Below are 23,414 nucleotides of genomic sequence, written 5' to 3'. Positions count from 1 at the left end.
CACACTTCCTCTCTTTCTCTCAGCTCTGCCAGTCACGGACCTGCTGCAGCAGCCAGTCCGCCCAGGCGCCGATGCCCTCTCCGGTTTTGGCGCAGATGGGGATGATCTGAATGTTGGGATTGCGCATTCTGGCGTATTCCGTCACCTTTTCCATGTCAAAATCGAAGTAGGGCAGCACGTCGATCTTGTTGATGAGCAGCACGTCGCAGACGGTGAAGATCAGAGGATATTTCAGGGGCTTGTCGTGGCCCTCAGGGACAGAGAGGATCATGGCGTTCTTCACCGCACCGGTGTCAAACTCCGCCGGGCAAACCAGATTGCCCACGTTTTCCAGCACCACCAGGTCCAGGTTCTCCGTGCCGAAGGCCTCCAGGCCCTGCTTCGTCATGTCGGCATCCAGGTGGCACATGCCGCCGGTGTGGAGCTGAATGGCCCGGACGCCGGTGCCGTCGATGGTTCGGGCATCCACGTCGGAGTCAATATCCGCCTCCATGATGCCGATACGCAGCTCACCCTTCAGCGCCTCGATGGTCCGGCAAAGGGTGGTGGTTTTTCCCGCTCCGGGAGAGGACATGAGGTTCAGGAGAAAGGTCTTCTCCGCCTTCAGTTTCTGCCGCAGGGCATCTGCCTGCCGGTCGTTTTCCGCAAAGATGCTCTCCTTCACCTCGATGACTTGAAAGCCTGCCATAGTATTCCTCCGTTTCTGGCTTGACCAGATGAATTGATTTCCAGTTACTACCTCGAATGTATCACAGAAATTCACAAAAAGTCAATTAAAATACGAAAATAATTGTGAAAAATGGTTGAAAATTCTGAAAATCCAATTTATAATAAGAAAAACATGATTTGTGGTATGTGGTCATACCACATCCAGAAGGAGGAAGTGGATATGGAATTTGAAAAGCTGGTGTCCCCCTCGCTGAAGGACCTGTTCATCAGTCACATCGAGGCCATGATCCTATCCGGTGAGCTGCCGGTGGGGCAGCAGCTGCCGCCGGAGCGCCAGCTGGCCCAGTCCATGGGCGTCAGCCGGGCGGTGGTCAACAGCGGTGTGGTGGAGCTGGAGCGCCGGGGCTTTCTGGAGATCCGCCCCCGGGTGGGGACCTTCGTGACGGACTACCGCCAGGCGGGGACTCTGGAGACCCTGAAATCCATCATGACCTATAACCGGGGCCATCTGCGGAACGAAGAGATTCGCTCCATTCTGGAGGTGCGGGACGCCCTGGACAAGCTGGCGGTAGCCGGCATCATCCCCCATGTGACGGAGGAGGACATCGATCTTTTGGCGGAAAAGGCGGAGGCCATCCGCCTGGCCAGCGACAATCATCAGGCGGCGGAGGCGGCCTTCGCCTTCCAGCACGAGCTGGCCATGCTGTCCGGAAATACCCTGCTGCCCCTGATTTTCCGGTCCTTCTATTCCTCGGTGCTGGTGTTGTGGGAGCGGTTCTGCGCCCTCCACGGCATCCCCATGCTCTATGAGACCAGCCTCCGCCTGTGCGACCACATCCGGAACCGGGACATTTTGGGAGCTGTTTCCTGGATCGATTACTGTACCCAGGAGGCCATCTCCGGCAGCCGCCAAATCTATTATTGAGGTGGGCCATGAACAAAAAAGAGATTATCGCCTATTTTGACCGCTGTGCCTCCCAGTGGGATGCCCGCATGGTGACGGATGACGGCAAGATCAACGGTATTCTGGATACTGCCGGAGTCCGGGAGCACGGCGTGGTGCTGGATGTGGCCTGCGGCACCGGCGTCCTCTTTCCATATTATCTCAGCCGAAACGTATCCCGGGTCATTGGCGTAGACATCTCCCCTGAGATGGCCAAGATCGCCGCCTCCAAGCTCCATGACCCACGGATCGAGGTGGTCTGCGGAGACGTGGAGACCATTCCGGTCCGGATGCAGTGCGATTGCTGCGTGATTTACAATGCCTTTCCACATTTTGAAGAGCCGGAGCGGCTGATTGGACGCCTGGCCCAGTGGGTAAAGCCCGGGGGACGGCTGACGGTGGCCCACAGCATGGGGCTAGAGGCTCTCCGCAGACACCATGCCGGGCGGGCGGAGCATGTCTCCCGGGAGATGCTCAAGCCGGAGGATCTGGCGGAGCTTTTTGCACCATGGTTCCGGGTTGACAGCATGGTGTCGGATGAGGCGCGCTATCTTGTGTCAGGCGAACGCACTGACATGCGGTGATATACTGCCGAGAGGTCCTGATGCGCTGGCCCCGGCGTGAGGCGGGGGAGTCGCATCATGGATACCGCCTTGCGGTCACTGCGTTACAAGCGGATTTTGAAATTTTCTGATGATTTGAGACGTTTTTGACACTTTTTGCTTATTTATACTTTCCTTTTAGCTCTCTTTGAATCTGCGTTTTCCGTGTGCTGCGCAGCTTGCTACGGCTTATTATGTGGTCAAAAACACACCTATCTTGTTATTTTTTGACCTGCACTATCGTATGCTGGAAGCGGAGAAAAATGGAAATAAACCATAAATCGGTTCGAAAAGATAAAGCAGCTCTTCGTTGCCAATAAAATTCAAATAGGCTATAATGAGCATGATAGGAACTACTGAAATATCATGTCATTTTTGCATGAAGGAGGGAATCGGCCTCATGTCACAGGTCACGAAACGGGCGTTGGAACAATCACTGAAAAATTTGCTGCTCAAAAAGCCGCTGACCCAAAACGCAGAAAGGGTGACTGCTTAACCATCAATGATCCTGTTCTTTGATTTTCAGGATGAAGGCATGTAAAGGCAAAAAAGGAGCATAGTCATGATGAAATGCACCCCATTCGTTAGACAGTATGGCATGCTGCCTGACGAATGGGGTGTTTATTATGCCCGAAGAGGTACCTATCCGCTGGTATCTCGGATTCACCAGAATTTTTTCTTCTTCATGACCAAGAGGCAAATCAAGACCACAAGAACACTGATGCCGATGACTGCCGGGTAGCCGTATTTCCAGGTCAATTCCGGCATATTGGAAAAGTTCATGCCATACCAGCCTGCCACCAGAGATAGGGGTAAAAAGATAGTCGTGACGATGGTGAGTATCTTCATAATGTTGTTCTGGCGAATATCGATTTCCGCCTGAAACAGTTCCCGCACCTGCAGGCCATATTCCCGCAGCATCTGCGCCTCATCCTTCAGCCGTCCAATGCGTTTCTCCACCATATGAAACAGACGGAGTTCATGCTCATTGAAATACTCATTTTCATTTTCCTGAAATTCACAGACCATATCATCCTGCTGCGTATAGTACCGTATCCAGTTGGATATTTCTTTTCGTATTGCCGTCATTTGGGGGTTGAATCCTTCCAACTGGCCTGCCAGCACCTGATCTTCGAGTTGGTCCAGCTTATCCTCCAATTCCTGCAAGTGGTGCATATCCTTGGCGATGATCAGCTCTAGGAACGTATAAAAGAAACTGCCTGGGCTCTTTTCCATCTGGGGATTCTCCCGGATCAGTCTCTGGATCATGGCATGGGCCACACCCGCATCGTCGCACAAAACCACATGGCTGGGTGTCATCAGATAGCCGAAGGCGATGGGGGCCTTTTCTTTCGTATGCCGTGGGGTCACAATAGTCCCGCACAGATAATTCCGGTGGGGTTCAGCCTTACATACGCGGGCATCCCTCGCTGTAGGCGTATGGCGGAGAACCTGCTCTAGTCCAGGGAGTTGGAGATTCTGGTCCAGCTCCTCCGAGGACAGCAGTGTAAGGACGCAGGTATCTGGCTCTGGCTTTCCAGACAGCGGCGTCAGGTTAGAACCTATCCTATATTGATACATAAGCGGCCTCCTGAATCGCTTCTTTTTCAGTGCCATTGTACCACTATCTGCACAAAGCGCAAGCCGCCTGCGGTTTCATCGTGAAAAGCATTTTCAATGGTTCTACACAGTGCAATCGGGGTATAACCAGCATCATTTTCTTTCCTGATTCGTAGGCGAGCGCTAAAAGTGCTGAGGCATTCCTTGCGGCCCCAGCATTTCTAATGCCTGACGGCCGAGAAATCGTATCATATGTGAATGAACTTTTGTATTTCTGTTAACATTAGCACTCTCCTATTGACAGTGCTAACGCAAGAGACTATAACAGAGTCGTTCCAAGCGGGAGGGCAAAACAGCCCCCTCACACAGGGCATTTCAGTAAGGATTATGAATGGAGGAATGACTTATGATGCCCAGTATTTTTGGTGAGAACCTGTTTGATGAATTTTTTGATGACGACTTTCCTATGATCCCGATGCGTTCTATTCGGAATCCGCTGTACGGGAAGAACGCCAAAAACCTGATGAAGACCGATGTGCGGGAAACCGACAACACCTATGAGCTGGATATTGATCTTCCCGGCTTCAAGAAGGACGAAGTTCAGCTTGACTTGAAGGATGGCTACCTGACCATCAGCGCCGCCAAGGGATTGGACAAGGACCAGGAAGATAAGAAGGGCAAGTACATCCGTCAGGAGCGGTACGCCGGTGCTTGTAGCCGCAGCTTCTTTGTGGGCGAGGGAATTGAGCCTCGGGATGTGTCCGCCAAGTTTGAGGATGGTATCCTGAGAGTATCTCTTCCCAAGCAGGTAAAGAAAGAACTGCCCAGAAATTCCACAATCACGATTGAATAAAAGACAAAGCTAGCTAGGTGTGTTCCTGATCCTGCAAGGAATTGTATCCATTATGCGTGGATGCTTTTCTGGCCGCCTTTGGATTTGATTGCTCCGTCGAGTAATTCAGAATATGACTGCATGTTCAAGTGAATGTAAACGGTCGTGGTTTAGCAGTAACTACTGAACCACGACCGATTTATATTTGGGCAAATCTTTTGAATTAGTTTTGAGTATCCTGAAACTCCTACTTTGCGATATCAATCTGAATATAGACAGTCAGCTTGTTCTGGCCCACGTCGATCCAGTCCATGGGCTGGGTACAATCATAATCGTAGTACAGCTGATAGCCCTCCATGGCGTCAAATTCCACCTCCGTGGACTTATCCACCTGGAAAGCCTGTTCCTCGGAATTCTCTTTTCCGGGATTGATAACCACATTCAGATAGCAGGCGTCCTCCGGGAACAGAATGCTCATAGCCGCCTGCTCCTCCATGAGCCGGGGTTCATCGTAGAGAATATTGCTGCGGGTCACGGAGACTACGCTGCCGTCCTCTGCACTATGCTCCGTCACCTCCATGCCGTTGATGAGGCCGGTCGCATCGTCGATAAAGTAAATAACCTCGCTGCTGATCCCTGTCAGACGATTCTCTCTGGCGGCGGTCAGGGTGCTGGTCCCATACTCCGTGCTGTCGGTCTTGCCCGTCACGGTCTCATGGTCACACGGCTGACGCGCCAGCCAGCGGTCAGACACCATGGCTTCATACTCAGATGCCGGACACAGCGTCATCGTTTTCAGGCCGTCTTTTTCGCAGGTGTACAGGGCACCGGGAACGTCATCGTTGATGTATCCCGCCTCGCAGTATACTACCTGGTCAGCGTCATCGTACTGTTCATAGTCATACCACAGACGGCCATTGGAACTGACGAATTGCCGGACAGTCTTATTCTGCCAGTTGTTTTCTCCGTCCCAGGTCTCGGAGACGCAGGTCACCGCGCTGTGTTCCTTCATGATCATGGGGATGCTGTTGCTGTTGCGAAGGTCTGTGATCTCCGGATCATCCTGCCCGCTGATGGGCATAACGGAAGCGTTGGAGACGTCGGCTACTTTCCCGTCCTTACAGCTAACATTCATCGCCCGGATTTCCTCCAGTGCATCATCCTTGGCATAGGAGAAAGACACAGTTGTCTCGCCGTCTCCCAGCGCCCGGAAGCTGGCGACAAAGGTTCCGTCATTGTCCTCCTCCGTGACCGGCTCCAACAGGGTGGTGTCGTCGATGGTAAAGTTCCAAATGAATCCTTCCTTTTCGGCGGGAAGGCGGATGGTCAGAATGCCTGCTTCCTGATCAATTTCATACCAGGTGTCGGGCGCAGGTTCTTCCGGGGAACTTCCCTCAGCGTTGCTTTCACCGGCGTTCTGTTGACTGCACCCGCCCAGCATCCCTATCACGCAGGCGAGAGACAGGATCAGGGCAAGTATCTTTTTTGCGTTGTATTTTTCTTTCTGAATCATATCATGTTACCTCGATTCTATATGTCGATCCATCAGGGAATCCAATAGCGGATGATCTGCACCACCTGCTCCTGCCGGACAGTGATGACCGTGTTGTAGCAGTTGAAGGGCGTTTCGCTGGCCTGAATAGCCGCAGGGACGTCCTCGTACTCATAAACCAGGCCATCAGGTTCCTGTTCCAGGTCGGCGTGGTCCTCAAAGGTGCAGTCAGTGGATACGGGCAGGGTGATCGTTCCCAGATCATAGTAGATCGGATGGTCATCCATTGCGTAGGTGCGGTACAGACCGTCATCCTCAATCAGCTCTACGCCGCCGCTTTCGATGCCGCCGTTGATGATGACGGTGCCGTTATCCCGCCGGATGCTCTCAACGGTCACCGGCTTCCGACAGACCTGGATCTGGTCGCCTTCTTTCAAGCCCTGAATATCTTCCAGTTCATAGCGGTCATAGTCATAGATCTCCGCGGTCAGGGAATACCCATCCCCGGTTTTGACAAGGTCCGCTGCCGTGAAGTCCACAGAGTATCCGCCGTCGGCAAAGGCGTCCTCCACACCATCCATCGGATACAGCGGCATGACGTACCCAAGCTTCTCCACAATGGTTTGGGCGGCGTCCAGCAGCACCTGGGCATCGCTGCCGCCGGCAACACACCACTGCACCTCGGCCTCCGGAGCATACCAGCCCACCCAGGCCGCATCCTCGGACTTGCGCAGCTGGACGGAAACATCTTCGCCGCTCCAGTCCAGGCTCTCCGTCCAGTCAGCATAAATACCGGAGATGTCCTGGGGCTGCTCTGCCTTTAAGGCACGGCAGTAGTACGTTTGCCCGCCTTGTTCAAAATTGACTTCGGCCATTTGCTTGTCGCTTGCCCCTGTGTCGATCAGGTAGTAGGAGGTGCCGGAGGCACTGTCCGGCAGGGGGATGGAGTATCCCAGCTGCTGAAACTCAGCTGCGCTGGATTCGTGCATGGGGTTTGCGATCATGGCCGGTTGGTCGGTGCCTCGGTGGGACAGGGTGATGGCAGTTACAGCTACTGCAAGACAGGCGGCAATCGCCCCGGCTCTGTACAGCCAGGATCGTCTCTTTTTCATAGGCTGCTGAGCTTCCTCCAGCAGGTCATCGTCCACGGCGTTCATCCATTTTTGAAAACGAGTTTGATTCATAGTCTGATCCTTTCCTGTTCCAGTTCCGTGCGCAGCCGTTCCCGTGTGCGGAACAAGGATGTCTTAACCTTTGCTTCGCTGACACAGCATTCTTCCGCGATCTCCCGGATGCTCTCTCCATACCAGTAGCGGCGCAAAAAGAACACGCGGGCCTCAGCGCTCTGACGGCGCAGGAAGCCGTTCAGCACCCGGCGCAGCTCTGATGCATCCAGTTCTGTGTCCGGATCACCCTGTCCGGCAACGATCCAGGGTTCCAATTCCTCAAAAGCGTCGGTGAGGGCGGTGCTGCGCTGGGCGGCAGTATTGTAATTATAGCGGTCCAATGCCAGATTCCGGGTGATGCGGGCCAGATAGGCCCGCAGAGAGCGGGGGCGTTCCGGCGGGATGGCATTCCAGGCACGAAGGTAGGTGTCACTGACACACTCCTCCGTGTCTCTGGGGTCTGCCAGGAGCCGCTGGGCCACACTACGGCACAGCGCACCATATTTCTTCTGGGTCTGGGTAATGGCTTCCTCGCACCTCTGAAAGAACAGTTGAATGATCTCCTGATCTCCCATGGCGGCTGAAAATTGTGCTTTCTTTGTTTCGATTTGTTCCATAGTGTTTCCCCCGGTACTTGAAGCGGCTTCATCCTATTAGACGGCACCATATCCGTTTTCGTTTCAGAAGTCAAGTGGAACATTTTTGGGCTATTCCAAGTTTAATGTAAGATTATAGATTATATTTAAGAATTGAGCAATATACTCCCTATTTTTCTTGATCAGATTAGTCACCATAATATGCACAATCCCACCACCCTGCCAGAATAACTCTTATCAGTTTACAATCCCACTACTGTCAAAAAGTATACCTTTTGACAGGCTCATTCCATATAAAAAGCACGCTCCAAAAGTGCGCCAAAACGCTGGCGTTTACTTTTGGGGCGTGTCGTTTTGTCGAGAGACATTTTGATACACGATTAGGTCAACTAATCGAGATGTTGTAAGCGGGGGGGGGGCCGTTAGGCCGCACAGTGGCCGGTGAGTTCCGCAACCGTGGCCGCTGGCCACCGCCGTATGCAGAAAAGGGCTTGAAACAAAAGGCTTCCGAGGTTTTGATGTATATTACTATGAGGTTTTATGGTCTTGCGGGAATGCATAGAAAATGTACCCCCTTTACCGAGCCTTGGGGAATAAACAAATGATAGGTAAATAATTAAATGACGGGCGATCGCACTGTTTATACGATTTCCCAGATGCCTCGACCAGGGCTTTTTATCATTCCCTTTTGTTTGAGTTCTGTTCTAGCCCACCGCATTCTATAACTATACTCAGAACCCGTACAATTGGCATCTTCAATCTCCAACAACTTGGCAGGTAACCATAGCTATTGGATCATTGTAAACCACTTTTGCGATATCAGCGTTCGAGATGCCGTATTCGCTGACTCCGTTTTGCCGATCAAGCAGCTGGAAGACCTCACCAAATATCGCAGGTGCGTTTCCACGGTTTATTTCCTCAATCACAAGGAAGTACTCATGGTTCGGGTCATCTGTTGCCTTCTTGAGGATTCGGGTAAACGGCCCAGGAATAAAAGGATAGCTAATATGTCCATCAACATTTGTCGGCATTATCTGCCCGACAAAATCAGAATAGGTGTAATCCGGATGGAATACGACCCTTTCCATATACTGTTCATCATCACAGTAATCTCTTTTAATTGTATGACTCTTACCGCAACCCGGCACACCATAAAGAAGGATGTTTTCACCAATACGATTCTCGTTTTGCGTTGCATTGGGTAAATGAGTGCCGTTTTCCGTCAATTCAGTTGCAGGGGTTCCGTGGAACCATTTATAGTTATTTAGGTAGAAGAACATGAATTCGCGCCTGAAGGCACACGCAAATTCACCGCCGCCCTTGTCTTGCTGGACAAAGCCGCTCTTCATAGCTTCAGCTATTGAATTGATTTTGATCTGTTTCGAGATAGGAGTCTCCGGGGCCGCAGTAGAGGGTTTTAACGCCCACGCACAGAAGATAACTTGCCCTTCTCTCTTATAGACACCAAGAAGCACGGCTGGCTTTTCTTGTTGTGCCATACGATATGCATAGTTTATGTATTTGCTCTTCTGCTGAATGTTCGTGGAACGCTGAATGTATGTTGGGAACATGGTTCAAGGTAAAAACACGACAATAAGCTATAAGATTAAGCAATGCAGGGCAATTCCAAAAGAGGACTGGATAATAGTTGAAGTCACCCATGAGGCAATCGTTGACCGTGAGACTTTTGATAAGGCGCAGTCGCTTTTCAATCAATTCATTCGTAAAGCCCCCCAAAAAAGTGAAGTTGATTTGTTCTCCGGATTTGTACGATGCGCGGACTGTCTGCGTGCAATGAACAAAAAAACAAATTCCCACCCATATGGGACGTATCACTATTATCGCTGTGGCACCTCAAGAAAGATGAAAAAATCATCATGTACGAATCATACTATCCGAATAGATAAAATGGAACTGGCAGTACTTGCATCTATTCAAGGGATGATTGATTCTGCGGTTGAAATGGATAAGTTGATCAAGCGGATCAACTCTAGTCCGGTAAAAAAGAAAGAGTCCTCACACATCTGCTCAGCTATCGATACTCACACCGCAGAACTCGAAAAGCTCAAAGGAATGATAATCGACCTGTACCCCGATTGGAAAAGTGGAATCATTTCTAAAGAAGAATACTTTACGCTGAAGGAACAATTAACCGAGAAAATCACTTCTCTTGAAAAGGCACTTGAAAACCTTAAGCGAACGAATGAGGAGTTCAAAAATGGCATTACCGAAGACAACGATTTTATTTCTCACTTCAAAAAATATGGAAAAATAGATACTCTCACGCGAGCGATGGTAGTCGAATTGATTGACAAGATATACGTTCATGAGGGCGGCCGCATTACTATCTCTTTCAAGTTCACAGATGCCTATGAAAAGGCCCTCGAGTATATTGAACTAAACAAGGAAGCAATTTTGACCGCCTGAGATTCCCCAAACTGCATAGGACACCATAATATGGCAGAATAGCCAAGTTTGAGCCTGACTAATTGGTAAAAAAGCAATAGTATCAAAATTGTCTTGCTTCAGGGGAGGAATATGCGTTGAATTTGACTGAAAATATTTTCCACATGGTGCACCCTTGACTTCTTCCCCGGGCATTGCAGACGATACGGCAAGTCCGCTTCCATGGCCTCCGCCAAGATCCGGAACCCATGTCCTGAGAGCTTTGCATAGTGTTCCAGGTCGCCGTCGTAGGTCATCATCATATCGTGCATCAGTTTCCGCCCGTACTCCGTGGTTGAAACACCCTGGGTGCCGGAGCGCAGCATCCACCTCCATGGATAGTGACGGTACACAGGCTCCATTCTTTTCAGGAGCCACAGCTCCACCCCCGTTACATAGCTGCGCTGCAGCGGAGCGGAGTCAATGGCCACAAATCCCCTCAACTTCTCCGGGTACAACTCCGCATAGGCCTGTCCCACATATCCACCCATGGATTGGCCAATGATAACCGGTTTATCCAAACTCTCCGAACGGAGTATCCCGTCCACCCATTTTGCCTTGTCCATCAGACTGAATGAAAATTCGAACGGCCAGGAAGCGGCGTGTCCGGGCGCATCCCAGACGGTCACATTGTAGTTGCCTTCAAAATACGCCGTTTGCTTTTCAAACAGCCGATGATCCGCCGTCAGACCCGGCAAAAATACCAGGGTCAGTTTACGATTGTCAGTCCTGTCATTGATCCAGTAATGGATCGTACCGCAGGGCGTTTCCCAGGTTTTCTCACGCATACGGTGAGCCTCACAGATTCAAAAACCGCTGCAAGTCCCGGTTGCTGCCGAGAACAAAAATCGTCTCGTCCGCCCGGAAACAGTGGGTGGGGCCGGGCAAAGGCTCCAGATTGCCGTTCCATTTCGTCGCCAGCACATTGATGCGGTACTTCTGCCGGACGGCCAGCTCCACGATGGTTTTCCCCACCCAGGATGCCGGCACCGCGGTTTCAAAAATAGAGTGGTCGTCTGTCAGTTCAATGTAATCAAACACATGGTCCGCGGTATACCGCACCGCAGACCAGTTTGCCATCTGCCTTTCCGGGTAAATGACATCGTCCGCGCCGTTGCGGAGCAAAAACTTCGCGTGGACATCGCGGGCCGCCCGGGACAATACGAAGGGGGCGCCATTCTCTTTCAGCAGCGCGGTGGTCTCCAGAGAGCTTTGAAAATCATCACCGATGGCGACGACACACAGGTCAAAATTCCGGACGCCCAGGGAGGCAATAAACTGTTCATTGGTGCTGTCTCCGATCTGGGCGTTGGTAACCAGAGGAAGAATGTCATTGACCCGATCCTCATTCCGGTCCACAGCCAGCACCTCGTGGTGCAGCTCCTTCAGCTTTTCCGCCATGTGGCGGCCAAAACGCCCGAGTCCGATCAAAAGCACAGATTTCATATGAATACTCCTTTTAACCTACCGTTACCGGTTCTTGTGGGAATTGAGAAGAAATGGCCCGATTGTTCGCCGTGAATGCGTAGATCATGGTCAGGCCGCCCACCCGCCCAAAGTACATGAGAAACACCAGAATCATTCTGCACGGCAGCGAAAACCGCGCGGTGCCGCCCAGGGACAGCCCTACCGTACCGATGGCGGAGGCCGCCTCAAACAGCGCGTCCATCAGCGGAACCTGGTCGATGCAGCAGATCAGGATGCCGCCCATGAGGAAAAACAGCAGGTACAGGAGGAAAATGGCACAGGCACTCTGGAGCGCACCGTCCTGCACCCGCCGCCCATAGCACTGGGCACTGCGCCGTTTTTTGAAAACCGCGATGGCGCTCAGCACCAGCACCGCAAAGGTGGTGGTTTTGAAACCGCCGGCTGTCGAACCGGGAGAACCGCCGGTGAGCATCAGAAGAATGGTCAGCAGCTGGCTGGGCTCGGACATCTGCGCCAGATCCACCGTGTTGAAGCCCGCGGTCCTGGGGGTGACAGACTGGAACATGGCCGCCAACACTTTCTCCATGGGAGACAGGCTGTCCCATTGCGGGAGCCGGAACTCATAAAGGAGGAAGAACAGGAACCCAAACAGCAGCAGCCCCGCCGTCGTGACCAAAATGAGCTTGCTCTGCAGCCGGTATTCCTTGAACCGGAAGCGCCGGGTGGAAATATCCTGCCAGGTCAAAAATCCCAGTCCACCCACCACGATCAGAAGCATAACGGTCATATTGACAACGGGGTCTCCGGTATAGCCGGTCAGGGAGGAAAACGGCGCCTTTACGCCCATCAAATCAAAGCCTGCATTGCAGAAAGCGGAGATGGAATGAAACACCGCGTACCACAGGCCGCGCCCAAGGCCAAACTCCGGGCAGAAGCGAAACGCTAATATCAGCGCACCCACGCCCTCAATGGCAAAGGCAGTCTTTAGAATAAAGCCCGTCATACGGACGATACCGCCCACTTGGGGCGCGGAGATGGACTCCTGCATGACCCACCGCTGCTTCAGCCCGATCCGCTTGCCGGAAAAGATAAAGATCGCCACAGCCATGGTAACCACGCCCATGCCGCCCACCTGGATCAACAGCAGAATGACCAGCTGTCCAAACTGGGACCAATAGGTGGCAGTGTCATGTACCACAAGCCCAGTCACACAGGTGGCTGAGGTGGCCGTAAAAAGGGCGTCGGCAAAGGAGGCTCCACCCCACTCATGTGTGGAAAAAGGCAGCATCAGCAAAGCCGCTCCCAGCAGGATCAGCAGCAAAAAGCCGAAGATGATGATGCGGGCGGGTGACACCCGCTCGCTTTTCCATAAAGGCGCAAAGACTGCCTGAAGCGTTTCTCTGAACACGCGGTCACTGCCCCCCTAAAGAAAAGTATCAGAACGTATAAAGATTATAGCACGGAAGAAATGAGGAGTTTATTAGGGTTCTTCACAGGGCATTAAGATTGAATAAAGGCGGGTAAGCCCTGGCAGCAAGTATCCCGCGGCATTTATACAATCTTAATCTCCTGCGGAAAACGCAAATCTCACCCATAGATGTTTACGTTTATAATGAAACCAGGGAACGAGGTTTCATTGACCGTTTGCGCTTTGGGGAGGGAACTGTATGGAAGCCTTTGCGCTGATCACTGGTTTTCTTTATATCGCGGTGGTGGGATATCTCACCATGGACCGCCTTGGGCATTTTCTGGACAAGGGCGGCATCTCTCCCTATTGGGATGAAACGGAGGAACGGCAGGCCCAGGACGCAAAAAAGGAGCCCGTGCATACGGACTCTTTCGGCAAGCAAGAGGGTTGCAATCCCCCGCACTCCAAGGTAGTATAAGGAATACCACGAAAGAAAGGGGGCGGTTTTCCATGGCGGACGGGTATCATCCGGACTCTGAAGCACTGCTGCAGGAACTCCGGCAGACAGAAGGCCAGCCGGGAGGCCGGCTGAAGATATTTTTCGGCTATGCCGCCGGGGTCGGCAAGACCTACGCCATGCTGGAAGCCGCCCACCGGGCCAAGGCCGCCGGCGTGGATGTGGTGGCAGGCTATATCGAACCCCACACCCAGCCTGAGACGCGGGCATTACTGGATGGACTGGAGCTGCTTCCCGCTAAGATCATTCCATACAAAGGCGTGGAACTGCGGGAATTCGATCTGGACGCGGCGCTGGAGCGCCATCCCCAGCTGATTCTGGTGGACGAACTGGCCCATACCAACGCCGGGGGCAGCCGCCATGTAAAACGCTATCAGGATGTGCAGGAGCTGCTGCGTGCAGGCGTCGACGTCTACACCACCGTCAACGTGCAGCATTTGGAGAGTCTCAACGACAAGGTGGCCGCCATTACCGGCGTGTCCGTTGCCGAGCGCATCCCGGACAGCGTGTTCGACTCCGCCGATCAGGTGGAACTGGTGGATCTGGAGCCCGCCGACCTGCTGGAGCGGCTGCGGGCGGGGAAGACCAGGCAGGCCGGGCAGGCCAAGGGGAACTTTTTTGCTGGCAAGAATCTGGCCTCCCTCCGGGAGATCGCCCTGCGGCGGACAGCGGACCGACTGGACGCGGCTCCGTGGTCCGAGGGAAACGAAAAGCCGAAGGCGGGGGAACATATTCTGACTTGCCTTTCCGCCTCTCCCTCCAATCCCAAGGTCATTCGCACCGCCGCCCGGATGGCAAGGGCTTTCCACGGAGCCTTCACGGCCCTGTTCGTGGAGACGCCGGATTATGCGTCCATGTCCGAAGAGGACCGCAGGCGTATCAGCGCCAATGTCCGTCTGGCAGAGGAGCTGGGCGCCCGGATCACCACCACCTACGGCGATGACCCCGCGGTGCAGATCGCGGAGTACGCCCGCATCAGCGGCATCTCCAAGGTCGTTTTGGGCCGCAGCCCTCACCGAAAGGGATTTCGGCGAACCAAAAATCTGGTGGACCGGCTCAATGACCTTGCCCCGGATCTGGATATCTACATCATCCCGGACCAACAGGGAAACAGCCTGACAAAGCACGCCGATCATCCCCGCCGGAGCGAGGAGCGCCTTTCCGCCGGGGACCTTCTGAAGATGCTGTCTGTTCTGGCAGGCTGTACACTGGGCGGCTACTTCTTTGCCGCTCTGGGCATCTCGGACACCAACATCATCCTGCTCTACCTGCTGGGCGTGCTGGGCATCGCCATGGTCACCACAGGGCGCAGTTACAGTCTGCTTTCCTCGCTGCTGTCGGTGCTGCTGTTCAACTTTTTCTTCACAGAGCCTTATTTCACGCTGCGGAGCGATCCCAGCTACATTGCCACCTTCGGCATCATGTTCATCGTGGCCCTGCTCAGCAGCTCTCTGACCATCAGGGTCAAGACCCAGGCGAAGATGAATGCCGACAAGGCCTACCGCACCGCCATCCTGCTGGAATCCAGCCATAAGCTACAGACGGCGGACAGCGCGGAGGCCATTCTGACCGTCACCGCCCAGCAGTTGGGACACCTGTTGGAGCGGGATCTGGTGGTCTATCCCACAGACGGAAAGGGTGGACTGCTACCAGCCGTGACCTTCCCCTTCGCGGAGGAGCGGGATCTTTCGACGCTGCTGACACCTGACGAGGAGGCGGTGGCGGAGTGGGTCCTGAAAAACAACAAGCACGCCGGAGCCACCACCAACACCCTGCCGGGCGCCAAGTGCCTGTATCTTTCCATCCGGGGCACCGGAGGCGCTCTGGCGGTAGTCGGCATTGCCGTGGAAGGCGGGCATCCGCTGCAGTCCTTTGAGAAAAACCTGATGGTGGCTCTGCTGGACGAATGCGCCCTGGCGCTGGAAAAAGAGCTCACCATGCGGGAAAAGCAGCAGGCGGAGGCCCAGGCAGGTCAGGAAGCCCTGCGGGCCAATCTGCTGCGTGCCATCTCCCATGATCTGCGGACCCCCCTCACCAGCATTTCCGGTAACGCCAATATCCTGATGGAGCGTGCGGACCAACTGGAGCCTGAAAAGCGTCGCAGTCTCTGTACCGCTATCTACGATGATGCCATGTGGCTCATCAATCTGGTGGAAAACCTGCTGGCTATCACCAAAATCGAGGATAACCATGTCAACATGAACATGGAACCGGAGCTGCTGGAAGATATCTTTTCGGAAGCCCTCTCCCATTTGGACCGAAACGCCTGTAAACACCATATCTGCAAAGAGCTGGCTGACGATATGCTGATGGCTGATATGGACGCCCGGCTGATGGTGCAGGTGGTCATCAACATCGTAAACAACGCCATCAAATACACACCCGAGGGCTCCCACATCACGCTGTCCGCCAAAAAGGCCGGGCAACTGGTCATCGTTGAGATTGCGGACGATGGTCCGGGTGTCTCTGCCGAAGCCAGAGAACGGCTCTTTGACCGGTTCTATACCGTGGGCAATGAACGGGGCGACGGGCGGCGCGGCCTGGGACTGGGTCTCTCCCTCTGCAAGTCCATCATCACCGCCCACGGCGGCACCATCGAAGCGATCAAAAACGAGCCCCAGGGAACCATATTCCGCTTCACCCTGCACGCATCGGAGGTAAACGCCCATGAATAAACCACAAATTCTGTTTGTTGAGGACGATACTGCTGTTGGCAATCTGATCGCCACGACGCTGGAGACCCAGGACTACCAGTTCCACCGGGCGAAAAACGGTCAGCAGGCGATCCTGGACGCGCTGTCTTACCGTCCGGACGTGATGCTGCTGGATCTGGGACTGCCGGATATGGACGGTATTGAAATCATCAAAAAGATCCGCTCCTGGAGCAATATGCCCATTATTGTGGTGTCCGCCCGAGCCGACGACTGGGACAAGGTGACCGCTTTGGACGCCGGGGCGGACGACTATCTCACAAAACCTTTTTCTGTAGACGAGCTTTTGGCCCGGCTGCGGGTGGCTCTGCGGCGGGTGCGGTTTGACAACCAGAAAACCAGCGAGGCATCGGCTCGTTATCAAAACGGCGGCCTGGTCATCGACTACGCCGCCGGCTGCGCCTGGCGGGACGGTCAGGAGCTGCACCTGACGCCCATTGAGTATAAGCTACTGTGCCTGCTGGCTAAAAACACCGGCAAGGTGTTGACCCACAATTATATCATCAGTGAGATTTGGGGCGGCTCAGCCGACCATGCCGCTGCGGAGCTTCCTTCCCTGCGGGTCTTTATGGCTACCCTGCGAAAAAAACTGGAGGCAGACCAGAGCCATCCCCAGTACATCCAGACCCACATTGGCGTGGGCTACCGCATGATCCAACACAATCAGGACAGTGCGGTGTCACCGGAAGCCTGAAAGCATCCGTACAGCTGACCGATACCGGTGGCAAAATATGATGCTCCATAAATCATTGAGTTTTATATGATATATTCTTCTTTCCTCACCACAAAACGCCCAGCCGGTTTACGGCTGGGCGTTTTGCATATTTATAGAATCGAATAATCGCTTTCAATACTGAGCCGCATAAAGTTACTATAGCTGATGTTGACTCAGTCGAAGATTTTCATACTGTCGAGGATTGTCGATTACACAGAATTTTCTGCGGTCTCGAGTAAAACTTCGAAGCATAGTCTGCGGAGAATGGCTTTAATAACTACTGCTTTTATGGTACAAGGTATGACTCAATTATGAGGTATTTCAACCTTGCCCTTATCGGAGAATAGTACGATTCAATTCAACAAATTGGAATTTGTAATCCTCGTTTCACAGCGAAAGGGGGCTATATTTATGCTCTTTCCTTCCTAAAAGTAACAAGGAATGCACCTTTCCACTGGGTTGAAGTTGCCATATAATTATAGGTCACAAGTTCCCAACCGTCAGCGGCTTTCTCATTAATGAGTTTATCCAATTGTTCGATATCTTCTTCGTTCGCTTTGTCTGTAAACCACTTAAAAGAAGCCCTTAAAATTTCTGTCTTGTAAATATACATATTTATACCTCCTCTAATACTCTAATAATTAAAGTTTGTCTAACTGTCCTTTGTCTATATAGAAGAAAAGGACAGTAGCAAGTTCCAAACTATGGCTATATTATAGCATAATTCGGTTTATGTATCTCACTTCTGAAATGAAAAATTGTTTATACATAATTATTCGCGAAAATGTATATTTCTTGTTCACCAATACTCATCTCGAACAGAGACTTTACATATATATCACCGGGAAAGACATCAAACAGGGCGTTCCAGTCAAATATACCACCAATCCCCAATATTCCAAGCATTCTTAATCTCTTTTCCAACCATCTCTTTTCCAACAAATTCATCACACCCTCCCGGGAAAAATTGAACTCAGAAAATCCAGTCAGAGCTGCGCAATGACAGCGTATAGGGATGCTCCCAATCCTCGGTATCGTAGAACAGGGCTGTCTTTTCCTGCTGGTCATACACCCAGCTCCAGCAGGTCAGCTCGCCGCCGTTTTCTCCAGGGAAGTTGCTCTGGGCCACCGCCGCAAGGGCATCGCGTACCTCAATGGACGTCATGACACCGTCTGCGGTCTGCCGCAGTTCGGAAAGCGTGTTGAAACGTACATAGGACTGCCCGCTGCCGGAGGTACCATCATCCTGATAAAGATAGTAGTTCGTGACCACCGGCGTATCCGTTACCACCATCTCACCGTCCACCCACTCCACGGCCACGCTCCGGCCTGTGGCATCGGAGACAGAGAGATGCTGGGCCGCACCGATCGAAAAATGTATATCATACTGCGAAAGCAATTCCAGCGCCTCATCTACAGTAGCTGCCTTGTCCAGCAGAAGCCGAATGGCGGAGGTAGTAGTCAAATCGGACTTTTGAGTGTCCTGATCCACAGCCTGCCCATGGCTCACCATCAGGTCGGCCACGCACAGTCCTTTTTCGTTCATGCCGTCCAGTGGGACGTAGACTGCCGCCAGGGCCATGAATCGATCTCCAAGGCTTCCATCAGGCTTCCAGTCTTCACCAAAGCCAAGGAAGTCCAGACAGCAGGTGGATACCGACGCATAGCCGTCTTTCGGAACCGTGTGGATCAGCATGGTATCGCAGTCCTGCCAGTCGAAGTTTCGCCCAAACAGAGGGGCGCCATCAGGGCTTTTTACCGCCAGCGTGGAGCAGGCGTACTTTCCACCCGCAGCGGAGGTGTCGGGCTTCCAAAAGCCATGAGAAATGTATGCAGCCAGATAGTCACCCATCTCCGCGTCACTGCTCGCGCCGCCCTGGGCCAGAAAGTCATCAAAACCGTAATCTCCCCGGTATTCCATAGACCAAAGGCCGTCATCCAGCTTTTGAATGGTCATTGCCGCCTGAAGCTGGGTGCCAAACATGGCCCACGCTGTCAGCAATACCGTCAGCAGCGCTGCCGCCAGAACGAGCAGAACAATGCCTGTTCTGCGATGCCTCGCGGGAGGAGGCGAGGCTTCCTTGTTTCGAAAGAAAAAATGTGTATCCATGTTTATGTCCTTTCACAGCGGCTCCGCGCCCCTGTAGAAATCTGCGAATATCTATTTTGCGATTTTCTCAAATCTGTATTGCTCCTGAACGCGCTCTCCCAGCAGGGTGATCGCCTGCTCAGGGCAACTGCTGATACAGCGGTAGCACATGGTGCAGCGGCTGCCCGGACGGGGTCTTCCATCGACCATGGAAATATTGTGCAGGGGACAAAGACCGGCACATTTTCCGCAGCCGAGACAGTCATTGCTGATTTTCAACTTGTCTGTGTATCCCGCATTTTTGCGATAAAACCACAGCCGCTGGCCAAACAGGCCGATTATGTGCGATGTGAACGAAATACGCAAAGTAAGCCATGACAGGCGAGCACAGCGCGAACACCGTCCACCCGATGACAAACCCCATCGAATATACCCCGTGGCTCAAAGCAGCTACAAAATAATACGTCACCAGCATTCCAAGGCAAAATGCCAAAACATTTCCCATCGCGTGCTTCGCTGTCCTGCTGTAAATGGAAATCAGCGTGCCCATCAGGATCCAGACTGCCATCTGGGAAAAGACTTCTCCCCAATTCGTTGTGAAAATGTCCAACAGTCTCGCAGCGGCTCCGATAGCGAGCCCGAAACACAGCATGGAAAACGGATTCATGATCCTGCTCGTCATCCGCTTACCCTTCATGAGATTCTTCCGGTTCATGGTCATTTTCCAAGTTCCGGCAGTTGTGGTCGTCCCTGTCCTCCGCAATGCGGAAATTACGGGCCGCCAAAAACATACAGGCAGCTGCCGCAAACAGAATGCCGCCATAGGCGATCTTCGCACAGACTGCCATGAGAATGCCCGAAATGCTCATCAATGCTCCGGCGCAGGTGAGCATACGGGAAGTAAAATGCTTATCCTTCATAGTTTTTGTCCTCCACGATTCTGCCGTCTGCCGTGACGGTCAGATACATTTTCTCCGCAGTGGCATCAAAGCGGAATTCCCCGGATGCCACAATGCGCCTATCCGCGTCTTTGGCGGTAATGCTAAAGGGCACCGGGGCGCCCGCGTTCTTGGAAACGATCATGATATCGTTATCCATGAAGATATACCTCGTTTTAGCGGATCATATCAGCAATTGCTTCGACAAGGCAGCCCTTGCTTTGGTAATATGCCAGCATCTCATCCAGCTTCTTTTTATCATAACTGGTGATACAGTCAGAAAGAATACGAACAGTATAGCCCGCTTTGGCCATGTTGTAGCTGGTGGATTTCACACAAGCAGTGGCATCTGCCCCAGCCAGGAAAAACTCTGTGATGTGGTTTTCTTCAACAAACGCCGCAAATGCTTCACTGGTCAGCGCGTTGCTCTTGGTTTTGGTAAACATATTGCCGGAAACGATATGCAATTCCGGCACCAATTCAACTCCGCGGGTCCCGGGCTTAAAGTTCCGCGTACCGGCAGAGAGGTTGTTGTGCTGAATGTAAACGACATGCATACCGCTGCTGTTTGCCCAAGCAATCGCCCGATTGACATTGTCAATAATCTCTCTGTAGTTTTTTGTGATGTCATTCTGTAGGTCAATCACGACTAGTGCTTTATTTTCCATAATCCCTCTCCTTACACTTCAGTATGGTTGCTTCACCCGCCAACAGTTTGTTTACGTATACATCGAAAGCCCTCGAAATCACCGTGCCGCTGGCTGATAGACCTTAAAAAACTGCCGGATGTGCTTTTCCACCAGATCCATGACTTCCGGCTCACGTTCCGGTTCCCGGTCACAGAGGCTGATCCATGTGGAAATGGGCAGGCAGAACTGGGCTGCCATGATCTCCGGGTCATCTTCTGCCAAAACACTCTGCCGGATTAGGCGCTTCATCAGCCCGGTGAAGTACCCCAGCACATCGGAATAATTTTGCTTGGTCTGGAGATTCGCCAGCTCCGGATTCTGGAACTGCTCGATGACCAGCATTTTTCGCGCCCTGCTGATGGCAGGATCGTGGAGGATATAGCGGACCTGTCCCTGAATCATTTTAACAGCATCATCGGAAGTCTGCGGAAAGCTGCCGACATCTCTCTGCCAATCTGCCCTGGCAAAAATAGAATGTGCCGCATACTGTTCCAATACTTCTTTCACAATTGCGTCCAGAATTGCCTGCTTGTTCTCAAAATGGCTGTAAAGAGACGCCTTACGGATACCGACGGCGCTGGCAATCTGGGCAATAGAGGTGGCTTCAAACCCCTGCACAGAGAACAGTTCCAGCGCTGCTTCCAGAATTTCCTGCTTTGTATTTCCTCGATCCATACCTAGTTCTCCTTCACTGCGGCAAAACGCTCTGTTTGCTGTGATTGAAACATCGTGCATTATCATTATAGCTACCTATCGTTCGGTAGTCAAGAAAAATAAGGTTGTTATGCTCCCTAAATCAAATTTCTGCCGTTTATGACTGTATGATACCGTTTTTTGTTGCAGGTCTTATCAGGATGACGCATAACTCCACCTTATGCGTCTCTTTATAAGAGAAATACGTTCAACGTAGACCTAATGCAAATACAGCAATTGTTGTGTTTACAAAAGTCAACGTTGAACGTATTTTTTAATTTTTTCTGCTCCCGTGGGTGGTCAGAAGGGGCCTGTTTTCTACATTTATTACGAGAGGATTACCGGTCATCACTCAAAGTTGAAAATTTTTTGCCGAAGGGGGTTTCATTTTACCCCTCTGTTTCTCCGTTTATATGAGGGCATATGAAGGCTATGCCTGTAAATCTCTCTTGCCAACCAACGGAGAAGGAGGGAGGGAAATCACTCGAAGAAGAAAATGTTTTGTCTGAGACGGGTATAATCGGCCCCGCTTTTTCTCCATTTATTATGAAGGGATATGCAGGGCACCTCTGAAGACCCCACTGCAAATTGTGAACAAAATGTGAACTCTTTGCATAGGAGATCTTAAAAAATAGCCCGTTTTCTCTATTTATTACGAAAGACTCTTTTTTCGAACACAGTTTTGAATCAGAAAGTGAGGAAATCTATGTTGCACACAAGAACAATTCGGGAAGCGGCGGCCTGGTTCAAAAGCCAGGACCCGCAGACCTGCCTGACAGAGACCGCCATCCGCACGCTGCTGCGAAGCGGTCGTGTCCCCTGTGTCCGGGTAGGGAAGAAGTACCTGGTCACCATCGAAGCGCTGGAAGCATATCTCTCCGGCGGTGAAACCGCGCCTGCGCCTTCAGAGAGTGTCGGCCGAAAAGTTTGGAGGATCGAGTAATGACAGAAAATCAAAATGACCTGATCACCATCACGGCGGGAGAGCTGATGGACAGGCAGTTTCTCCCCAGACACAGCGTTGTGGACAATTTTCTGCCGGCTGGGACATTCATCCTGTCCGGGCAACCGAAAATCGGCAAATCCTTTCTGATGCTCATGCTCTGCTGGTGTGTGTCGGAGGGAAAGCCCTTCCTGGGTTTTGAAACGCGGCAGTCCGAGGTGCTGTATCTGACCCTGGAGGACACGGACGCTCGTATTCAGGAGCGGCTGGCCCGGATGTTTGGCACAGACTGGGATGGAACGAAACTGCATCTGACATTTCATACCACGCTGAGCGGTAATGACCTGATCCAGCAGCTCCGAAACTTTGTCTTTGACCACCCGGAGACCCGGCTGATCGTCATTGATACGCTTTATCTTGCCAGAGAGGGCGGCGATGGTGCCACATACAGCTACAGCTCAGACTATAAGGACATTCGCCCTTTCAAGCTGTTCACAGACGCCTACGATCTGGCGCTGATCCTCGTCCACCACACCAACAAGAAGCCGGACGAGGGCAATCCCTTCAACCAGATATCCGGCACCAACGGCCTTCTGGGCGCGGCAGACGGCGGCTTCGTCTTATGCGCGGAACAGGATAAACGCTTCCTCCATTGCATTGGCCGGGACCTGCCCATGCAGCATTACGAGCTTCGGTTCGACCGGGAGACCTGTCTGTGGGAATTGATCCGTGCCTGCAAGTCTGCCACCGAGCTTGTGCCGGAGCCGCTGCTGGATGTCATCGACGCTGTTGTGGAAGACCAGTGGCAGGGGACGGCTTCCGAACTTCTGAAAGCTGTTCAGAAAATCACCCCGGATATTGCTTTGCAGCCCAATTCTCTGACCCGGAGACTGAACCCGTTGACCGGCCGGCTGGAGCAGGAAAAGGGCATTGTCTACCGTTACAACCGAAACAAGGCAAAGAGGTTGCTGTCTTTTA

28 protein-coding genes are annotated in these 23,414 nt (G+C 52.5%); 9 read left to right on the top strand and 19 right to left on the bottom strand.

Annotated elements, in window-relative coordinates; genetic code table 11:
• Nucleotides 1–19: 19 nt before the first annotated feature.
• Nucleotides 20–688: a hydrogenase nickel incorporation protein HypB gene (gene hypB, locus JQM66_RS03310; RefSeq protein ID WP_235228387.1), complete on the bottom strand. Its 669-nt coding sequence runs from the start codon at nt 686–688 to the stop codon at nt 20–22.
• A gap of 201 nt (nt 689–889) precedes the next feature.
• On the opposite strand from hypB, the gene JQM66_RS03305 reads away from it, so the two are divergent.
• Complete coding sequence (locus JQM66_RS03305) at nt 890–1,594, top strand: FadR/GntR family transcriptional regulator (protein ID WP_235228386.1); 705 nt, start codon at nt 890–892, stop codon at nt 1,592–1,594.
• Between the two features lie 8 nt (nt 1,595–1,602).
• Nucleotides 1,603–2,196 (top strand): class I SAM-dependent methyltransferase, encoded by a 594-nt coding sequence (locus JQM66_RS03300; RefSeq protein WP_235228385.1) that lies wholly within the window; start codon nt 1,603–1,605, stop codon nt 2,194–2,196.
• 681 nt (nt 2,197–2,877) lie between these two features.
• On the opposite strand, the gene JQM66_RS03295 is transcribed toward JQM66_RS03300, so the two are convergent.
• Nucleotides 2,878–3,831 (bottom strand): magnesium transporter CorA family protein, encoded by a 954-nt coding sequence (locus tag JQM66_RS03295; protein ID WP_235228384.1) that lies wholly within the window; start codon nt 3,829–3,831, stop codon nt 2,878–2,880.
• 349 nt (nt 3,832–4,180) lie between these two features.
• On the opposite strand from JQM66_RS03295, the gene JQM66_RS03290 reads away from it, so the two are divergent.
• Entirely contained in the window at nt 4,181–4,627 is a 447-nt protein-coding gene (locus JQM66_RS03290) for an Hsp20/alpha crystallin family protein (RefSeq protein ID WP_235228383.1), read from the top strand.
• A 226-nt stretch (nt 4,628–4,853) separates the two neighbouring features.
• Here the strand turns inward: JQM66_RS03290 and JQM66_RS03285 are convergent, their stop codons facing one another.
• The 5 genes from JQM66_RS03285 to JQM66_RS03270 form a co-directional block, all read right to left on the bottom strand.
• Nucleotides 4,854–6,119, bottom strand: coding sequence for a protease inhibitor I42 family protein (locus JQM66_RS03285; RefSeq protein WP_235228382.1), 1,266 nt, complete (start codon nt 6,117–6,119; stop codon nt 4,854–4,856).
• Between the two features lie 32 nt (nt 6,120–6,151).
• Nucleotides 6,152–7,282, bottom strand: coding sequence for a hypothetical protein (locus tag JQM66_RS03280; RefSeq protein WP_235228381.1), 1,131 nt, complete (start codon nt 7,280–7,282; stop codon nt 6,152–6,154).
• On the bottom strand, nt 7,279–7,881 hold the full coding sequence (locus JQM66_RS03275) for an RNA polymerase sigma factor (RefSeq protein WP_235228380.1): 603 nt from the start codon (nt 7,879–7,881) through the stop codon (nt 7,279–7,281). Before JQM66_RS03275 ends, JQM66_RS03280 begins: the two co-directional genes overlap by 4 nt.
• A gap of 619 nt (nt 7,882–8,500) precedes the next feature.
• Nucleotides 8,501–8,626 (bottom strand): winged helix-turn-helix domain-containing protein, encoded by a 126-nt coding sequence (locus JQM66_RS12765; protein ID WP_407946002.1) that lies wholly within the window; start codon nt 8,624–8,626, stop codon nt 8,501–8,503.
• Entirely contained in the window at nt 8,616–9,431 is an 816-nt protein-coding gene (locus tag JQM66_RS03270) for an AAA family ATPase (RefSeq protein ID WP_328284107.1), read from the bottom strand. The genes JQM66_RS12765 and JQM66_RS03270 overlap by 11 nt, the downstream gene beginning before the upstream one ends.
• Here JQM66_RS03270 and JQM66_RS03265 point away from each other — a divergent pair.
• Nucleotides 9,415–10,287 carry a recombinase zinc beta ribbon domain-containing protein gene (locus JQM66_RS03265; RefSeq protein ID WP_235228378.1) on the top strand — a complete coding sequence of 291 codons (873 nt, stop codon included), beginning with the start codon at nt 9,415–9,417 and terminating at the stop codon, nt 10,285–10,287. The two genes, JQM66_RS03270 and JQM66_RS03265, sit on opposite strands and share 17 nt — an antisense overlap.
• Nucleotides 10,288–10,385: 98 nt before the next feature.
• On the opposite strand, the gene JQM66_RS03260 is transcribed toward JQM66_RS03265, so the two are convergent.
• Genes JQM66_RS03260 through JQM66_RS03250 form a run of 3 tightly spaced genes read right to left on the bottom strand, consistent with a single transcriptional unit; the run spans nt 10,386 to nt 13,141 of the window.
• Nucleotides 10,386–11,093 (bottom strand): alpha/beta fold hydrolase, encoded by a 708-nt coding sequence (locus tag JQM66_RS03260; protein WP_235228377.1) that lies wholly within the window; start codon nt 11,091–11,093, stop codon nt 10,386–10,388.
• 10 nt (nt 11,094–11,103) lie between these two features.
• Nucleotides 11,104–11,751 (bottom strand): potassium channel family protein, encoded by a 648-nt coding sequence (locus JQM66_RS03255; RefSeq protein WP_235228376.1) that lies wholly within the window; start codon nt 11,749–11,751, stop codon nt 11,104–11,106.
• Nucleotides 11,752–11,764: 13 nt separating this feature from the next.
• Nucleotides 11,765–13,141, bottom strand: coding sequence for a TrkH family potassium uptake protein (locus tag JQM66_RS03250; RefSeq protein WP_235228375.1), 1,377 nt, complete (start codon nt 13,139–13,141; stop codon nt 11,765–11,767).
• 259 nt (nt 13,142–13,400) lie between these two features.
• Here JQM66_RS03250 and JQM66_RS03245 point away from each other — a divergent pair, with 259 nt between their 5' ends.
• Genes JQM66_RS03245 through JQM66_RS03235 form a run of 3 tightly spaced genes read left to right on the top strand, consistent with a single transcriptional unit; the run spans nt 13,401 to nt 17,063 of the window.
• Nucleotides 13,401–13,619: a hypothetical protein gene (locus JQM66_RS03245; RefSeq protein WP_235228374.1), complete on the top strand. Its 219-nt coding sequence runs from the start codon at nt 13,401–13,403 to the stop codon at nt 13,617–13,619.
• A gap of 32 nt (nt 13,620–13,651) precedes the next feature.
• Nucleotides 13,652–16,333 carry a sensor histidine kinase gene (locus JQM66_RS03240; RefSeq protein WP_235228373.1) on the top strand — a complete coding sequence of 894 codons (2,682 nt, stop codon included), beginning with the start codon at nt 13,652–13,654 and terminating at the stop codon, nt 16,331–16,333.
• Nucleotides 16,326–17,063, top strand: a complete 738-nt coding sequence (locus JQM66_RS03235; RefSeq protein ID WP_235228372.1) for a response regulator — start codon at nt 16,326–16,328, stop codon at nt 17,061–17,063. The genes JQM66_RS03240 and JQM66_RS03235 overlap by 8 nt, the downstream gene beginning before the upstream one ends.
• A 430-nt stretch (nt 17,064–17,493) precedes the next feature.
• On the opposite strand, the gene JQM66_RS03230 is transcribed toward JQM66_RS03235, so the two are convergent.
• The 9 genes from JQM66_RS03230 to JQM66_RS12555 form a co-directional block, all read right to left on the bottom strand.
• Nucleotides 17,494–17,697, bottom strand: coding sequence for a DUF4177 domain-containing protein (locus JQM66_RS03230; protein WP_235228371.1), 204 nt, complete (start codon nt 17,695–17,697; stop codon nt 17,494–17,496).
• A gap of 149 nt (nt 17,698–17,846) precedes the next feature.
• Nucleotides 17,847–18,032 carry a hypothetical protein gene (locus tag JQM66_RS03225; protein WP_235228370.1) on the bottom strand — a complete coding sequence of 62 codons (186 nt, stop codon included), beginning with the start codon at nt 18,030–18,032 and terminating at the stop codon, nt 17,847–17,849.
• 25 nt (nt 18,033–18,057) lie between these two features.
• A complete protein-coding gene (locus JQM66_RS03220) occupies nt 18,058–19,194 on the bottom strand; it encodes a linear amide C-N hydrolase (protein ID WP_235228369.1) in 1,137 nt (378 codons plus the stop codon).
• Nucleotides 19,195–19,245: 51 nt separating this feature from the next.
• Entirely contained in the window at nt 19,246–19,452 is a 207-nt protein-coding gene (locus tag JQM66_RS03215) for a 4Fe-4S binding protein (RefSeq protein ID WP_407945998.1), read from the bottom strand.
• Nucleotides 19,436–19,888, bottom strand: coding sequence for a DUF6518 family protein (locus JQM66_RS03210; RefSeq protein WP_235228613.1), 453 nt, complete (start codon nt 19,886–19,888; stop codon nt 19,436–19,438). Before JQM66_RS03210 ends, JQM66_RS03215 begins: the two co-directional genes overlap by 17 nt.
• Complete coding sequence (locus tag JQM66_RS03205) at nt 19,860–20,093, bottom strand: hypothetical protein (protein ID WP_235228368.1); 234 nt, start codon at nt 20,091–20,093, stop codon at nt 19,860–19,862. Before JQM66_RS03205 ends, JQM66_RS03210 begins: the two co-directional genes overlap by 29 nt.
• Entirely contained in the window at nt 20,083–20,271 is a 189-nt protein-coding gene (locus JQM66_RS03200) for a hypothetical protein (protein ID WP_235228367.1), read from the bottom strand. The genes JQM66_RS03205 and JQM66_RS03200 overlap by 11 nt, the downstream gene beginning before the upstream one ends.
• A gap of 16 nt (nt 20,272–20,287) precedes the next feature.
• Nucleotides 20,288–20,779 carry a cysteine hydrolase family protein gene (locus JQM66_RS03195; RefSeq protein ID WP_235228366.1) on the bottom strand — a complete coding sequence of 164 codons (492 nt, stop codon included), beginning with the start codon at nt 20,777–20,779 and terminating at the stop codon, nt 20,288–20,290.
• 78 nt (nt 20,780–20,857) lie between these two features.
• Nucleotides 20,858–21,475: a TetR/AcrR family transcriptional regulator gene (locus JQM66_RS12555; protein ID WP_268824306.1), complete on the bottom strand. Its 618-nt coding sequence runs from the start codon at nt 21,473–21,475 to the stop codon at nt 20,858–20,860.
• A 724-nt stretch (nt 21,476–22,199) separates the two neighbouring features.
• Here JQM66_RS12555 and JQM66_RS03180 point away from each other — a divergent pair.
• Together JQM66_RS03180 and JQM66_RS03175 are read left to right on the top strand one after the other, a co-directional pair.
• On the top strand, nt 22,200–22,436 hold the full coding sequence (locus tag JQM66_RS03180; RefSeq protein ID WP_235221945.1) for a helix-turn-helix domain-containing protein: 237 nt from the start codon (nt 22,200–22,202) through the stop codon (nt 22,434–22,436).
• Nucleotides 22,436–23,414: AAA family ATPase (locus JQM66_RS03175; protein WP_235228365.1), on the top strand; the 979-nt coding region annotated here is incomplete at its 3' end. The genes JQM66_RS03180 and JQM66_RS03175, both read left to right, overlap by 1 nt.

This window comes from Oscillibacter valericigenes, assembly GCF_021531915.1.
GTDB classification, from domain to species: domain Bacteria; phylum Bacillota; class Clostridia; order Oscillospirales; family Oscillospiraceae; genus Oscillibacter; species Oscillibacter valericigenes_A.
The sequence above is the reverse complement of the archived record's forward strand: the minus strand, read 5'-3'. Positions and strand labels throughout refer to the sequence as shown.